Annotated in this window: 13 protein-coding genes; 7 read left to right on the forward strand and 6 right to left on the reverse strand. The window is 51.9% G+C overall.

What is annotated here, in order from left to right:
- The first annotated feature begins 58 nt into the window (after nucleotides 1–58).
- From dapA to ypfH, 6 genes are all read left to right on the forward strand, one after another.
- On the forward strand, nucleotides 59–937 hold the full coding sequence (dapA, locus tag M2371_RS00465) for a 4-hydroxy-tetrahydrodipicolinate synthase (protein WP_034497567.1): 879 nt from the start codon (nucleotides 59–61) through the stop codon (nucleotides 935–937).
- 16 nt (nucleotides 938–953) lie between these two features.
- Entirely contained in the window at nucleotides 954–1,988 is a 1,035-nt protein-coding gene (gene bamC / locus M2371_RS00470) for an outer membrane protein assembly factor BamC (protein ID WP_172893495.1), read from the forward strand.
- 108 nt (nucleotides 1,989–2,096) lie between these two features.
- Complete coding sequence (gene purC, locus M2371_RS00475; RefSeq protein WP_034497563.1) at nucleotides 2,097–2,810, forward strand: phosphoribosylaminoimidazolesuccinocarboxamide synthase; 714 nt, start codon at nucleotides 2,097–2,099, stop codon at nucleotides 2,808–2,810.
- 131 nt (nucleotides 2,811–2,941) lie between these two features.
- Entirely contained in the window at nucleotides 2,942–3,817 is an 876-nt protein-coding gene (locus tag M2371_RS00480) for a neutral zinc metallopeptidase (protein ID WP_034497560.1), read from the forward strand.
- A gap of 24 nt (nucleotides 3,818–3,841) precedes the next feature.
- Nucleotides 3,842–5,857: a tRNA(Met) cytidine acetyltransferase TmcA gene (locus tag M2371_RS00485; RefSeq protein ID WP_259266617.1), complete on the forward strand. Its 2,016-nt coding sequence runs from the start codon at nucleotides 3,842–3,844 to the stop codon at nucleotides 5,855–5,857.
- Between the two features lie 74 nt (nucleotides 5,858–5,931).
- A complete protein-coding gene (ypfH, locus tag M2371_RS00490; protein ID WP_259266618.1) occupies nucleotides 5,932–6,630 on the forward strand; it encodes an esterase in 699 nt (232 codons plus the stop codon).
- 95 nt (nucleotides 6,631–6,725) lie between these two features.
- Here ypfH and M2371_RS00495 read toward each other — a convergent pair whose 3' ends face one another.
- From M2371_RS00495 to M2371_RS00505, 3 genes are read right to left on the reverse strand one after another with little or no spacing between them, the layout of a single operon-like run.
- The gene (locus tag M2371_RS00495; protein ID WP_034459091.1) at nucleotides 6,726–6,917 is read right to left on the reverse strand and encodes a YpfN family protein; all 192 of its coding nucleotides are present in this window, start codon (nucleotides 6,915–6,917) and stop codon (nucleotides 6,726–6,728) included.
- 29 nt (nucleotides 6,918–6,946) lie between these two features.
- The gene (dapE, locus tag M2371_RS00500) at nucleotides 6,947–8,074 is read right to left on the reverse strand and encodes a succinyl-diaminopimelate desuccinylase (RefSeq protein WP_034497551.1); all 1,128 of its coding nucleotides are present in this window, start codon (nucleotides 8,072–8,074) and stop codon (nucleotides 6,947–6,949) included.
- A 4-nt stretch (nucleotides 8,075–8,078) separates the two neighbouring features.
- Entirely contained in the window at nucleotides 8,079–8,435 is a 357-nt protein-coding gene (locus M2371_RS00505) for an ArsC family reductase (protein WP_259266619.1), read from the reverse strand.
- Nucleotides 8,436–8,847: 412 nt separating this feature from the next.
- Between M2371_RS00505 and ypfM the strand changes: the two genes are divergently transcribed.
- Complete coding sequence (ypfM, locus tag M2371_RS00510; protein WP_087867655.1) at nucleotides 8,848–8,907, forward strand: protein YpfM; 60 nt, start codon at nucleotides 8,848–8,850, stop codon at nucleotides 8,905–8,907.
- A gap of 100 nt (nucleotides 8,908–9,007) precedes the next feature.
- On the opposite strand, the gene acrD is transcribed toward ypfM, so the two are convergent.
- From acrD to narQ, 3 genes are all read right to left on the reverse strand, one after another.
- The gene (acrD, locus tag M2371_RS00515; protein ID WP_259266620.1) at nucleotides 9,008–12,124 is read right to left on the reverse strand and encodes a multidrug efflux RND transporter permease AcrD; all 3,117 of its coding nucleotides are present in this window, start codon (nucleotides 12,122–12,124) and stop codon (nucleotides 9,008–9,010) included.
- Nucleotides 12,125–12,260: 136 nt separating this feature from the next.
- Complete coding sequence (gene narP / locus M2371_RS00520) at nucleotides 12,261–12,905, reverse strand: nitrate/nitrite response regulator protein NarP (RefSeq protein ID WP_172893501.1); 645 nt, start codon at nucleotides 12,903–12,905, stop codon at nucleotides 12,261–12,263.
- A gap of 31 nt (nucleotides 12,906–12,936) precedes the next feature.
- Nucleotides 12,937–14,652 (reverse strand): nitrate/nitrite two-component system sensor histidine kinase NarQ, encoded by a 1,716-nt coding sequence (gene narQ, locus M2371_RS00525; RefSeq protein WP_259266621.1) that lies wholly within the window; start codon nucleotides 14,650–14,652, stop codon nucleotides 12,937–12,939.
- Nucleotides 14,653–14,728: the final 76 nt, after the last annotated feature.

The following is a 14,728-nucleotide window of genomic DNA, read 5'->3' on the forward strand; positions in this document are numbered from 1 at the left end:
GCTTTTGATCCTGCACCAAACGTACCATTGAGACACTTGTTAGCACAGAGGATGGCCAATGTTCACTGGAAGTATTGTCGCGCTTGTGACGCCGATGGATGAGAAAGGTAATGTCTGCCGGTCAAGCCTGAAAAAACTGATTGATTACCATGTCGCCAGCGGAACATCGGCGATTGTATCGGTAGGTACTACCGGAGAGTCTGCTACGTTGAGTCACGACGAGCACGGTGATGTGGTACTGATGACTCTGGAACTGGCCGATGGCCGTATTCCTGTTATCGCAGGGACTGGCGCCAACGCCACCTCTGAAGCTATCTCCCTGACAAAGCGTTTTGAAAACAGCGGAGTGGTGGGCTGCCTGACAGTCACGCCATATTACAACCGCCCAACTCAGGAAGGGCTGTATCAGCACTTCAAAGCAATCGCTGGAAGCACCGACCTGCCGCAGATGCTGTACAATGTGCCATCTCGTACCGGTTGCGACATGCTGCCTGAAACCGTAGGCCGTCTGGCGAAGATAAAAAATATTATTGGTATCAAAGAAGCAACCGGGAACTTAACACGAGTAAACCAGATCAAAGAGCTGGTTGAAGATGACTTCATCCTGGTCAGCGGCGATGACGCCAGTGCGCTCGATTTCATGCAATTGGGTGGTCACGGTGTGATTTCCGTGACGGCAAACGTAGCCGCGCGTGAAATGGCAGAAGTGTGTAAACTGGCCGCCAATGGGCAATATGCGCAAGCGCGCGTTATCAACGAACGTTTGATGCCGCTGCACAATAAATTATTTGTAGAACCCAACCCTATCCCGGTCAAATGGGCTTGTAGGGAGTTGGGACTTGTGGCAACCGATACCTTGCGCCTGCCAATGACACCGCTGACTGAAGCCAGTCGTCCGGTGATTATTAGCGCGCTCAAGCATGCCGGTTTGCTGTAAAGTTTAGGGAGATTTGATGGCTTACTCAGTACAGAAGTCGACGGTGGCGAAAGTTGCAGTGGTATCGCTTGCAATGCTGTTAGCAGCATGCAGCACCGACCAGCGTTATAAGCGCCAGGTTAGTGGTGACGAATCCTATCTGGATGCTGCACCCCTCGCGGAAATTCATGCACCGACCGGGATGATCCTGCCGGTGCAGAATGGCCAATATGATATTCCGGTCACCAACGGCAGCGGCGCAGTAGGCAAAGAGCTGGATATTCGTCCACCAGCTCAACCTCTGGCATTAGTCAGTGGCGCACGAACCCAGTTTACGGGTGATACCGCAACACTGATGGTTGAAAATTCGCGTAGCGCGACGCTTTGGCCGCAGGTTGTTAGCGTCCTTCAGGCGAAAAACTACGGCATCGATAAACGTGATGACGCGACCCAAACCCTGACGACTGACTGGGTGCAATGGAACCGTGCTGATGAAGATGACCAGTATCGTGGCCGCTATCAAATCAGTGTGAAACCACAGGGCTATCAACAAGCCGTGGTGGTTAAGTTGCTGAACCTGGAACAGGCGGGCAAGCCGGTTTCGGATGCAGCCTCCCTGCAACGTTACAGCGCAGAAATGCTTAACAGCATCAGCGCGGGTCTGGACAAAACCCAGACTGACCTGCAAAACGCCAAAGACAGCCGTGTAGCAACGCAGCTTGATGTACAAAGTGCTGCGGATGACACTGGTTTACCAATGTTGGTGGTGCGTGGTCCGTACAACGTGGTGTGGAGCCGTTTACCTGCAACACTTGAAAAAGTGGGCATGAAAGTCACCGACTCAACGCGTTCAACCGGCAGCGTGGCGGTAACGTACAAACCATTGTCTGATAGCGCATGGCAAGATTTAGGGGCGAAAGACCCAGGTCTGTCCAGTGGCGACTATAAACTGCAAGTTGGCGACCTCGATAACCGCAGTAGTTTGCAGTTCATCGACCCTAAAGGTCACACGCTAACGCAGTCGCAGAATGATGCACTGGTAGCCGCATTCCAGGCAGCTTTCAGCAAGTAACATTTAGAGGCCAGAGCAATCTGGCCTTTTTTCTGATAGGCTACGCAAACGTGTGCGTAGCCACAGATAGCGGAATTTTTTAGTTAAATCACACCTGGAGTAAGAAAGATGCAAAAGCAAGCTGAGTTGTATCGTGGAAAAGCGAAGACCGTATACAGCACGGAGAACCCGGATCTGTTGGTGCTCGAATTCCGCAATGATACGTCAGCAGGAGACGGTGCGCGCATCGAACAGTTTGACCGTAAAGGTATGGTGAACAACAAGTTCAACCATTTCATTATGGCTAAACTGGAAGAAGCGGGCATTCCTACGCAAATGGAAGCTCTGCTCTCCGACAACGAAGTGCTGGTGAAAAAGCTCGATATGGTGCCGGTTGAGTGCGTCATTCGTAACCGCGCGGCAGGTTCTCTGGTGAAGCGTCTGGGTATTGAAGAAGGTATTGTGCTCAACCCGCCGCTGTTTGACCTGTTCCTGAAAAACGATGCGATGCATGACCCGATGGTCAACGAATCTTACTGCGAAACCTTTGGTTGGGTGAGTAAAGAGAATCTGGCTCGTATGCGTGAGTTGAGCTACAAAGCTAACGATGTCCTGAGCAAAATCTTTGACGACGCGGGCCTGATCCTGGTCGATTTCAAGCTGGAGTTCGGTCTGTTCAACGGTGAGGTTGTACTGGGTGATGAGTTTTCCCCAGACGGTAGCCGCCTGTGGGACAAAGAAACTCTCGATAAAATGGACAAAGATCGTTTCCGCCAAAGCCTGGGTGGACTGATTGAAGCCTACGAAGAAGTCGCGAAGCGTATTGGCGTTAAATTAGACTAAAATCTCGCACGATTCTTTTTAAGCCGAATGTGTTCTCACATTCGGCTTTTTCACGTCTTGTTTCTTATGGTAATTATTGAGTTATCCGCCTACGATCTATTGATTACAAGTTGTGAATAATGGAGTCGCCTATGCGCTGGCAAGGTCGTCGCGAAAGCGACAATGTTGAAGACAGAAGAAATAACTCTTCCGGCCCGAGCTTTGGTGGGGGAGGCGGCGGGTTCCGCTTGCCCGGAGGGAAAGGCGGCATCATCTTACTTATCGTTGTGGTCGTGGCGAGTTATTACGGCGTCGATCTCACTTCAATGCTTGGTGGCCAACCGGTTCCGCAGCAACAATCTGCGCAACGTTCTATCAGCCCTAACGATGACGAAGCGGCTAAATTCACCTCGGTTATTCTGGCAACCACAGAAGATACCTGGGGACAGATTTTCCAGAAAATGGGTCGTACCTATCAGCAGCCAAAACTGGTGATGTACCGTGGCGCGACGCGCACGGGGTGCGGAACGGGTCAATCAGTGATGGGGCCGTTCTACTGCCCGGCGGACAGCACCGTGTACATCGACCTCTCGTTCTACGATGACATGAAAAGCAAACTGGGCGCTGATGGCGATTTTGCTCAGGGCTATGTTATTGCTCATGAAGTCGGGCACCATGTGCAGAAATTGCTCGGCATTGAGCCGAAAGTACGCCAGCTTCAGCAAAGCGCAAGCCAGGCTGAAGGCAATCGCCTGTCCGTAAAAATGGAATTACAGGCTGATTGCTTCGCAGGTGTCTGGGGCAACAGCATGCAAAAACAAGAAGTGCTGGATGCCGGCGATTTGCAGGAAGCGCTGAACGCGGCGGAAGCCATTGGCGATGACCGTCTGCAACAGCAAGGGCAAGGACGCGTAGTGCCAGACAGCTTCACTCATGGGACTTCAGAGCAGCGTTACACCTGGTTCAAACGTGGTTTTGACAGCGGTGACCCTGCGCAATGCAATACCTTCGGTAATACCGTCAAATAACGAGATGTGGCAAGGATTGATGCTATGGAACAGCTAAGGCACGCAACTGCCGCTATGGCTGATGCCGGTATTCGCCGGATGATGATTCTGGCGGGCGAGAGTGCGTGGAGCAGCCAACAAGTTCAGGCGCTCGCCCGGCAATTGCCCGGCGACTGGTTGTGGGTGGGAGCGGCACCCGAATTGCCGCTGCACTACGCAACTTCTGCCATGCGCACGTTGCTCGGCCGTGAATTTCTCCACGCGGTTTTTGATGCCCGCAATGGGCTGGATGCTGAAGCGCTCGCCGCTCTGGCTGGAACGCTGAAAGCAGGAAGCTGGTTAGTGCTTCTGGCGCCGCTGTGGAACGACTGGCCGATGCGACCGGACTGTGATTCAAACCGCTGGAGTGAACAACCGGAAGCGATTCCTACCCCTCATTTTGTCGCTCACCTGCAACACTGCATTGATGCCGATAGCGAGTGCGTGCTCTGGCAGCAGAACCAGGCGCTAAGTTTCCCCGAATTTGCACCACGCCCCGTGTGGCATGCAGCCCAGGGCGCTCCTTTCGATGAGCAGGCAGCCATTCTCAACGAGCTTGTGAAAATGCCGCCCGGTGTCGCGGTAGTGACCGCCCCGCGAGGCCGGGGGAAATCCGCGCTGGCAGGCATGTTATTACGCATGATTGCCGGAAAAGGGCTAGTCACCGCACCTGGTAAAGCCGCGACGGACGTGTTGGCGGAGCATGCGGGCGATCGTTTTAGTTTTGTCGCCCCTGATGCATTGCTGGCGAATACCGCAGCTTTTGAGGCCGATTGGCTGATCATTGATGAAGCGGCGGCACTTCCTGCGCCGCAGTTACGCAAACTCATTGCCCATTTTCCTCGAGTTTTGCTGACCACCACCGTTCAGGGCTATGAAGGCACCGGGCGCGGGTTTGTTCTCAAATTCTGTGCAAGCCTTGATGCTCTTACGCGTTACACCCTTTCGACTCCCATTCGTTGGGCGACAAACGATCCGTTGGAACAACTTATCGACACCGTTTTGCTGTTTGACGAACCAGACGTGACGACGGCGCCACAAGGCGCGGTTTCTTTGCAAACTATTGAGCGTCGTCGCGAAATGCAACCGTCTGAACAGTTGCAAGGGATGTATCGCCTGCTTTCAGGGGCGCATTATCGAACCAGCCCTCTGGACTGGCGTCGTATGCTCGATGCCCCTGGTCAGCATTTTATTGCCGCTATCAGCGATGATGAAACGGTAGGTGCTACCTGGCTTGTCGAAGAGGGGGGGCTGGATGAGCATCTGAGTCGCGCTGTGTGGGCGGGTTTTCGGCGGCCACGCGGTAATTTAGTGGCGCAGTCGCTGGCCGCGCATGGGGGCAGCCCGCTTGCCGCAACGCTTAAGGGATTACGCGTCAGCCGTATTGCGGTGCATCCGCTGCGTCAACGTCAGCAAATCGGCCAGCAGATGATTGTCTGGGCGAAGGAGCATGCGCCGCAGGAGGTTGATTATCTTTCGGTCAGCTTCGGTTTCACCGATGAGCTTTGGCGTTTCTGGCAAAGCTGTGGATTTGAGTTAGTGCGTATCGGCAGCCACCGTGAGGCCAGCAGCGGCTGCTATACCGCGATGGCATTATTGCCATTGACGGTGCGAGGCAATGCGCTGACTGAGCATGAGCAAACCCGGCTACAGCGCGATATCTGCTGGCTGCAACCGTGGATTGACCAACCCTTGCCGGTGATTTCCCTGGCAGAGACTGCGCTAAACAGCGATGACTGGCTGGAACTGGCCGGTTTTGCATTTGGTCATCGCCCGCTGGAAGCGTGTTTGGGTTCACTGAATCGTCTGCTACTTGCCAGCGATTTGCCGCTCAATGCGCTGCGTGCGCGAGTGCAACAGCAATCAAATGTGGACACCATTTGCCAACAATTACAGATTTCGGGTCGTAAGGGCTTGCTCAATGTCATGCGCCAGGAGGTACAAAAAGCGTTGGAAAAACTCGATGAGCAACAGTGTATTGCCCTGAAAACCTCGCTTTTGCAATTGCAATTTTTCCACTAAGTCATTCAGTCAAATGGCATGGTCATCAAAAGTAGTCAGCGTATAGTCAACTCCAGAAACTTAAGGAGAAAACCATGAAACACGAACACTTTGTTGTCCAAAGCCCGGCGACACCTGCAAAACAACTGTTGTTGCTGTTTCATGGCGTGGGCGATAACCCGGTTGCGATGGGGCAAATCGGCAGTTGGTTTGCGCCGCATTTCCCGGATGCTCTGGTGGTGAGCATCGGCGGCCCGGCACCAAGCGGCCCGTATCAGGGGCGTGAATGGTTTTCAGTGGCTGGCGTGACGGAAGAAAACCGGCAGCAGCGGGTCAACGCTATCATGCCAACGTTTGTCGAAGTCGTGCGTTACTGGCAAAAACACAGCGGTGTACCCGCGAATGCCACAGCACTGATTGGTTTCTCGCAAGGAGCCATCATGGCGCTTGAGGGCGTGAAAGCTGAAGCTGAACTGGCTTCGCGCGTGGTGGCATTTAATGGCCGATATGCGCAGCTTCCGCAGGCAGCCTCTACCGCAACCACCATTCATTTGATTCATGGTGATGATGATAGAGTGATTGATGTGAAACACGCGTTTGATGCATCAGAAGCATTAACGCAGTTGGGCGGAGATGTGACGCTGGACGTACTTGACGATTTAGGTCACGCCATTGATGACCGCAGTATTCAGATTGCGCGGGATCACCTGCGCTATACGGTGCCAAAACATTACTTCGACGAAGCACTGAGCGGTGGTAAACCGAAAGACGACGATATTGTTGAGTTTCTTTGAGATGGAACTCCCTCACCCTAACCCTCTCCCCAGGGAGAGGGGATAGATCGGTTTTCCCCCTCTCCTGGGGGAGAGGGCAGGGGTGAGGGCGAAACTTAAGGCTTTTTCTTCGGGAAATCATCTTCGTCATCCCACTTATCGTTAAAGTCACGATGTGGGGGAAGCTCAGGTTTATTCGCCATATATTTTTTGGGATCAATACGCTTCAGATCCTTAATAACATTAAGGAAAATGCCAAGTAGCAGCACCAGTACGATGATCCACCAGTAATGCGATAGCCATTCCATGCTTATACCTCACTTGAGTTGTGAACCTGTCAGGCGACAAGCTGCTCCATAATACGTTGATACATACGGGCAAGAAGTTGCAGGTCAGCGGCGTTAACACACTCATTAATTTTATGAATAGTCGCGTTCACTGGCCCCAGCTCCACCACTTGCGCCCCCATCCGCGCAATAAAACGCCCATCGGATGTGCCGCCAGTGGTCAACAGTTGCGGTCTGATTTCATTATAGTGCTCAACTGCATTCACTACCGCATCCACTAACTTTCCGCGTGACGTCAGGAACGGTTGACCTGAAAGCCACCAGTCCAGCGTGTAACGCAACTCATATTTATCGAGCAGAGCAATCACGCGCTGTTTGATATCCTCGTCGGTCAACTCTGTGCTGAAACGGAAGTTGAACTGGACGAACATATCACCTGGAATCACGTTGTTGCTGCCAGTGCCCGCCTGAACATTGGCAATCTGCATACTGGTCGCCGGGAAGAATTCGTTGCCTTTGTCCCACTCAATCGTGACTAACTCGTTCAACATCGGTGCTGCACGGTGAACCGGGTTATCAGCCAGATGCGGATAAGCGACGTGGCCCTGCACACCGTGAATTGTCAGGTTGCAAGTTAATGAACCACGGCGGCCGTTCTTCACGACATCACCCACGACTTCGGTACTGGAGGGCTCGCCCACCAGGCAATAATCTAGCCTTTCATGGCGTGCCATCAGCGTTTCGACGACTTTTACCGTGCCATTTTTTGCACTGGCTTCTTCATCGGAAGTAATCAGGAATGCCAGGCGGCCTTTATGGTGCGGATACTGTGCGACGAAACGCTCGGCAGCCACTACCATCGCCGCCAGCGAACCTTTCATATCCGCAGCGCCACGGCCAAATAACATGCCATCGCGAATAGTCGGTTCAAACGGCGGGTTTATCCAGCGGTCAGCGTCGCCAGAAGGCACGACATCGGTATGACCAGCAAACGCCAGCGTTTCGCCTTTTCCTCGCCATGCCCAGAAGTTTTGTGTGTCGCCAAAATCCATATGCTCAATGGTGAAACCGATGGCACGGAGTCGCTCAATCATCAGCGCCTGGCAGCCAGCGTCGTCAGGGCTGAGGGAAGGGCGGCGGATAAGCTGTTGCGTCAGCTCAATAACCGGGCAGGACATAGCGCTATACCTCGTTGATAAACTGCTGATAGTTCGATTCATTGAAACCCAGCAGCATAGGCTGCCCTGGCGCGCAGAGCAATGGGCGTTTGATGATTGCTGGCATATCCAGCATCAGCTTCGCTGCGGTTTGTGCATCCGTAATGCTTGCGCGATGCGCTTCGTCGAGCTTACGCCAGGTCGTCCCACGTGTATTTAGCAATGCTTCCCACCCGAGTTCCGCGATAAAACTATTCAATAATTCGGCATCAAGGCCGTTAACGCGATAATCATGAAACTGATATTCCACCCCTTGAGTTTCCAGGTAGCGTCGGGCTTTCTTGATGGTGTCGCAGTTTTTTATACCGTAGAGAATTATCACGGAGTTAATCCTTATCTTTAAAAAATGATTTTTTATGCAGGTAATCAGAATAATTAAAATGATAAAAAAGTCGCAAGGAAAAATATAACCTGGTTGCTACTCTAAAGGTTAGGTAATAGTATTTTTTTTCCGGGCTGATTAATTACTCACCATCCACTGCAACACTTTTCTGATCCTCTGGTTGCAGCGACAAGTCAGATTCTTAGTGACTTCCAGGGAGAATTCTTAAAGTAGATGAAACATTTTGTTTCAGGTGCTTTGTCACATTTTTTAATTACCTGTTCAGCTAATAATTAAGCCAATACGCAGTCGACTCTCAATATTTGATGATAGCCAGCGAAACCGCAAAGTAACGTGGCTTCACTCCAGGGAAGGGATTACGTATAATGAGAATAGAAATAGAGAGGCGGTTATGATTGAACACGAACTAGGGAACTGGAAAGATTTCATTGAAGATATGCTTCGTAAATGATCTGACCGGGTATAAAAATCTCAAGGGCATGATGCTCTTATTTTCAATATTCCTTTGAGCCAAATAAAAAGCGACCCGTTTAAGGTCGCTTTTTTGTGGGTTAGTTTTCAGAATGTTCTTTGAGCGGGAATCTTCTGCGTACCAGCACGAAGAATAACGGTACGAAGAATATCGCCAGCACTGTCGCCGAAATCATTCCGCCCATCACCCCGGTCCCAACCGCGTGCTGGCTACCGGAACCTGCGCCGCTGCTGGTAGCCATCGGCAGAACACCGAAGATAAACGCCAGTGAGGTCATTAATATCGGGCGTAAACGCTGGCGGCAGGCATCAAGTGTTGCCGCTACCAGTTCACGACCTTGCGCATTCATATCGTTAGCAAACTCAACAATTAATATGGCGTTCTTGGCGGCAAGACCGATGACCGTCAACAGCCCTACCTGGAAGTAAACATCGTTTTCCAGGCCGCGCATCCACGTTGCCAGCAGTGCACCAATCACGCCCAATGGCACCACCAGCATCACCGAGAATGGCACCGACCAGCTCTCATACAGTGCAGCCAGACACAAGAACACCACCAATAACGAGATGGCATACAGCGCCGGAGCCTGCGCCCCAGATAGCCGTTCCTGATAGGACATTCCCGTCCATTCGAGGCCAAAACCTGTCGGTAACTTCTGCACCAGGGTTTCCATCACTTGCATCGCGGTCCCGGTACTGACGCCTGGTGCCGCTTCACCAACAATTTCTAATGCGGAGTAGCCGTTGTAACGCTCAAGGCGAGGCGAGCCGGTTTCCCAATGCGAAGAGGCAAACGCGGAGAAAGGCACCATTCCGCCATCTTTATTGCGTACATACCACTGGTTAATGTCTTCCGGCAGCATGCGATATTTCGCCCCCGCCTGTACATACACCTTTTTCACACGGCCACGATCCATGAAATCGTTCACGTAGCTCGAACCCCAGGCGGTTTGCAGCGTGTTATTGATATCATCAATAGATACACCCAGCGCCTGCGCTTTACGCTGATCGATATCGATCTGCATTTGCGGACTGTCGTCCAAACCATTGTGGCGAACGCGGGTCAGCAATTTTTCGTCGCCAGCCATCTCCAGCAATTGATCGCGTGCCTGCATTAACGCATCGTGCCCGGCACCCGCGTGATCCTGCAATTCCATATCAAAACCTGCCGCGTTACCTAAACCGCTTATGGCTGGTGGGCTGCTGGCAATCACGCGTGCTTCTTTTATCTCACGGAAGGCTTTGGTTGCCCGTTCGATAATGGCAAACGAACTGGCCGTTTTCGGGTCGCGTTCATCCCAGTCTTTCAGGCGCACAAACATACGAGCCACGTTTTGCCCGTTACCGCCAGGGCCTGAACCGATGGTCGCAAACACCGACAGCACGTTATCTTTCTCTTTGGTCAGATAATACTGCTCGAGCTTTTCAACCACTTTGGTGGTTTGCTGCTGCGTCGAACCGCTTGGCAATTGTATTGAAGTGGTGAATACACCCTGATCTTCCAATGGCAGGAAGGAGGTCGGCAAGCGCAGGAATAAGAACACCATGCCGCCAATCAGCAGCACATAAATCAGTATCCAGCGCAGGCTGTGCGCCAGAATCTTCCCAACACCCGATTCATAACGGGCCGCATTGCGGTTAAACATGCGGTTAAACCAGCCGAAGAAACCTTTCTGACCGTGATGTTCGCCTTTATGCAGTGGCTTTAAAATCGTGGCGCACAATGCGGGAGTCAGGATCATCGCCACCAATACCGACAACACCATGGCCGACACAATCGTTATCGAGAATTGGCGGTAAATCGCCCCGGTGGTGCCGCCAAAAAAGGCCATAGGTACAAACACGGCGGAAAGCACCAGCGCAATCCCAACCAGTGCGCCCTGAATCTGGCCCATGGATTTTCGGGTTGCTTCTTTGGGCGATAGTCCTTCCTCGCTCATAATGCGTTCAACGTTTTCCACTACCACGATGGCGTCATCGACCAATAAACCGATGGCCAGAACCATCGCGAACATGGTCAGGGTGTTGATGCTGTAGCCGAAGGCATAGAGCACGGAAAACGTCCCCAACAGCACCACCGGTACGGCGATGGTGGGAATCAGCGTGGCGCGGAAATTTTGTAAAAACAGATACATGACGAGGAACACCAGCAGGATGGCTTCCAGCAGCGTTTTCACCACGTCAATAATTGAGGCTTTCACGAATGGCGTGGTTTCGTAAGCGATTTTCGCTTCCAGACCATGAGGGAAATATTGCGATAACTCTTCTATTTTGGCGCGTGCGAGCTTATCGGTTTCCATCTCGTTAGCACCCGACGCAAGTTTGATCCCAAGGCCCGACGCGGGCTGGCCGTTGTAACGGCTGAGGAAGTCATACTTCTCGGCACCCAACTCAACTTCTGCCACATCGCCTAACGAAACCAGGGAACCATCCTGATTGACCCGCAGGGTAATATCTTTGAATTGCTGTGGCGTTTGCAGCAGCGACTGGGAGTTAATCGTGGCGTTCAGTGCCTGGGTATCTACTGATGGTGTGCCGCCCAATTGACCGACGGCAATTTGCGCATTCTGCGATTTAATCGCATCCACCACATCTTGCGTGGTCATCTGGTAGCTGGTGAGTTTAGTCGGGTCGAGCCAGATACGCATCGAGTATTGCGAACCGTAGGCGTCTACGTCGCCCACGCCATTGATACGGCTGATCGGGTCCTGAATGTTACTGGCAACATAATCGGCGATATCTTGCTTATCCATGCTCCCATCGGTGGAAACAAAGGCCACCATCAAAATATTGGTATCACCCGTTTTCCTGACGGTTACCCCCTGGGTTTGCACAGCCTGCGGCAATTTACGCAATGCGGATTGCAACTGGTTTTGCACCTGCTGCACCGCTTCGTCAGGATCGGTCCCGGCTTTAAAACTCAGCGTAATAGTAGCCTGGCCGGTGCTGCTGCTTTGGGAGGACATGTACATCATGTTGTCCAACCCGGTCATATTCTGCTCGATAACCTGCGTTACCGTGTTTTCCAGAGTTTGTGCAGATGCACCAGGGTAGTTTGCAGTAATGCGCACATTCGGCGGCGCGAGGTCAGGATATTGCTCAACGGGAAGCGAAAAAATGGCGAGCAAGCCGGTGAGGCACAAAATAATGGCCAACACCCAGGCAAAAATGGGGCGATTGATAAAGAAATTCGCCATTCAGTCAGGACCTCGTCAGTACTTCAGATTATGATTTTTGGGTAAGCCGTCACTGTAGCCTTAACTGCAAGTCCAAACGTGGAGAAATTGAGGAGATAATGTAAATTATCTTCGTCCTTTGTAGTGCCTGAGCGGCCTAAAAGCCCCGACTTTCAAGGAACAGCACCGTCGCCGCAACTCGAGATCGCACCTGAAGTTTACGCAGTAAATTGCGAATATGAACCTTCACCGTTTCTTCTGAAATATGCAAGCCGGAGGCAATTTGCTTATTCGATAAACCTCGGGCGACTTCCTGCAATACGTCCAGTTCGCGTTCGGTCAGTACGGCGAACGGGTCATCGCTGCGCTTATCGGTGCCGCGGTTGCGTAAATATTCCGCGACCTGCTCGCTGTAAGCTTCGCCTTCGGTGGCCCCACGGCGAATATTATCGAGCAACACATCGGGTTCGCTATCTTTGAGTAAGTATCCGTCGGCACCCGCATCAATCAGTGTGAAAATATCGCTGCGTGAATCAGAAACTGTTAGCACGATAATGCGCGCACTGACGCCGTCACGGCGCAGCGCGTTTAACGTATCCAGCCCGCTCAAGCCTTTCATATTTAAATCGAGCAAGATCAGGTCGGGCGCCAGACGGTTAGCCATGCTAATCGCTTCGGCACCGCTACTGGCTTCACCCACCACGCAAAAAGTGTCATCAATTTCCAGCAACTGGCGAATGCCACGGCGCATTAAAGGATGATCATCGACGATTAATACCTGACAGACAGTTTGCTCATTCATAACAACTCCCAGAACTTTCACATTATTATCGTTATGGATTTACGGTTGTTTCGCTGGTCGCTAAATCCCCTGGCGGCGAGCGAAAATTCATCGTAATCAACGTCCCACCCGAATCAGGACGGGAAATAGCCAACTCGCCACCTAACCGCGCGGCGCGTTCATGCATAATATTTAATCCGTAATGCCCTTCGGGTTCCGTCAGGCTGGCAATCCCGGTTCCATCATCAAGAATATTCACGGTATGAATTCCTGATACGGATGTATTACAGCTTACGGATATTTTACGGGCTTGCGCATGTTTAATCGCGTTTAAAACGCCTTCACGAATAATCTGCAACAAATGCACCTGTTGGGAGGCATCCAGCGCCTGAGTCGGAATATCGCAATCAAGCGTAATGATGGCATCGGTATGGTTGCGTAGCGGGGCAATCATCTCTTGTAACGCAGAAGGCAAATCGGCCTGCTGGAGTGTCAGACGGAACGTCGTCAGTAATTCGCGTAACTGGCGGTAAGCGTCATTCAGCGCCTGGGAGAAATCATTAATAATGCGCTGCGCAGGCTGGTTTTCAACTGGAACCGTGCGTTTTAATAGCGTCAGTTGAATGCGCAAATAAGAGAGCACTTGCGCCAGTGAGTCGTGTAGCTCCCGGGCAATCGTCGCGCGCTCTTCCATTAACAGTAACTGCTGATAATGTTTTTGTGCCTGGTTGAAATACAGGCCGCGCCCCAGCATGTTCGCCAGGCTTTGCATCAGCGGCAGGGGGGGAACGCCCGCTGCTGCCTGCCAGCGCAGTAATCCTAACTCTTTTTGCTCAAGAACAATCGGTAAGGTCTGCCATGACTCGCTGTCTTGCTCTTCACCGTCCTGAATTTTCCAGTTTTCGCCAGTTTTCATCTCCAGATAATTAACCGGTGTTTTCTGGCGTACCTGTTGCAAAACGCGCTCGAAACACTGTTTATCGATAGTGCTGACGGTCAGCGCTTGCGAGCAGGCGTACAGCACTTCCAGGGTGCGGTTCGCTTCCTGCAAATCCCGCGTTTTTTCTTGCACGCTTTCTTCAAGCGTTCGATAGAGTTTTTGTAATTCGCCCGACATGCGTGTGAACGTTTGCGACAGCAGCCCCAGTTCATTGGGCAATTGTGTATTCAAAGGAGGGTGATCAAATTCGCCACGCTCGATGGAGGCACTTGCTTCCATCAATTTATTCAGCGGGGCGACAACCTGATGGCGAAAGCGGCGCAGCGTGAAAAACACCAGCGTGAAAATCGCAATAAAGCCGACCACTGAGGCGAAAACCACCTGCATCATTTTGCGCTCGGCATAATGTTGAAGCGCCAGGACAAATAAATCTATTTGCTCAACGTAGCCGGAAATATGCGCCTGATACCACGCTAAATCTCCGTTGCGGATATGCTCCTCCATCTCCAGCCAGGCATAATTAATCACTTTGAAGCGATCCCGAACTTCGGCTGGCACCCAGAATTTCTCCGTTTTCAATAACGCGGGAGAACGCAGCGACTGGGCATATTGCTCAAGATGCTTATCTAATTCTCTGCGGTCGCCCTGCAAATCATATCCCAGACGATAGCTTTGCATGCGCAATGAACCCGCAACGTTGACGGCTTCGGCGTCACGTAAACTGCTGGCGAGCGTCAGCATCGCAATGCCTGTAGAAAGCAGCGAGAGCAGAACAATGTAAAAGAAGGCGCGGGCCAGGCTCGTTGAGACCGAGCGTTTTACTATCACCTGTCAATATCCTGAGAATTATGGAGGAGGAAACGATGTTTCATTAAACACGAAAAGAAATTGATCCGTACCAGGT

It is taken from the genome of Buttiauxella sp. BIGb0471 (assembly GCF_024807715.1).
Classification (GTDB): Bacteria; Pseudomonadota; Gammaproteobacteria; order Enterobacterales; family Enterobacteriaceae; genus Buttiauxella; species Buttiauxella agrestis.

Bases quoted from the DNA above. Each gene is read 5' to 3' on its own strand.
- dapA (WP_034497567.1), top strand. From the start codon at position 59: ATGTTCACTGGAAGTATTGTCGCGCTTGTGACGCCGATGGATGAGAAA.
- bamC (WP_172893495.1), top strand. From the start codon at position 954: ATGGCTTACTCAGTACAGAAGTCGACGGTGGCGAAAGTTGCAGTGGTA.
- purC (WP_034497563.1), top strand. From the start codon at position 2,097: ATGCAAAAGCAAGCTGAGTTGTATCGTGGAAAAGCGAAGACCGTATAC.
- M2371_RS00480 (WP_034497560.1), top strand. From the start codon at position 2,942: ATGCGCTGGCAAGGTCGTCGCGAAAGCGACAATGTTGAAGACAGAAGA.
- M2371_RS00485 (WP_259266617.1), top strand. From the start codon at position 3,842: ATGGAACAGCTAAGGCACGCAACTGCCGCTATGGCTGATGCCGGTATT.
- ypfH (WP_259266618.1), top strand. From the start codon at position 5,932: ATGAAACACGAACACTTTGTTGTCCAAAGCCCGGCGACACCTGCAAAA.
- M2371_RS00495 (WP_034459091.1), bottom strand. From the start codon at position 6,917: ATGGAATGGCTATCGCATTACTGGTGGATCATCGTACTGGTGCTGCTA.
- dapE (WP_034497551.1), bottom strand. From the start codon at position 8,074: ATGTCCTGCCCGGTTATTGAGCTGACGCAACAGCTTATCCGCCGCCCT.
- acrD (WP_259266620.1), bottom strand. From the start codon at position 12,124: ATGGCGAATTTCTTTATCAATCGCCCCATTTTTGCCTGGGTGTTGGCC.
- narP (WP_172893501.1), bottom strand. From the start codon at position 12,905: ATGAATGAGCAAACTGTCTGTCAGGTATTAATCGTCGATGATCATCCT.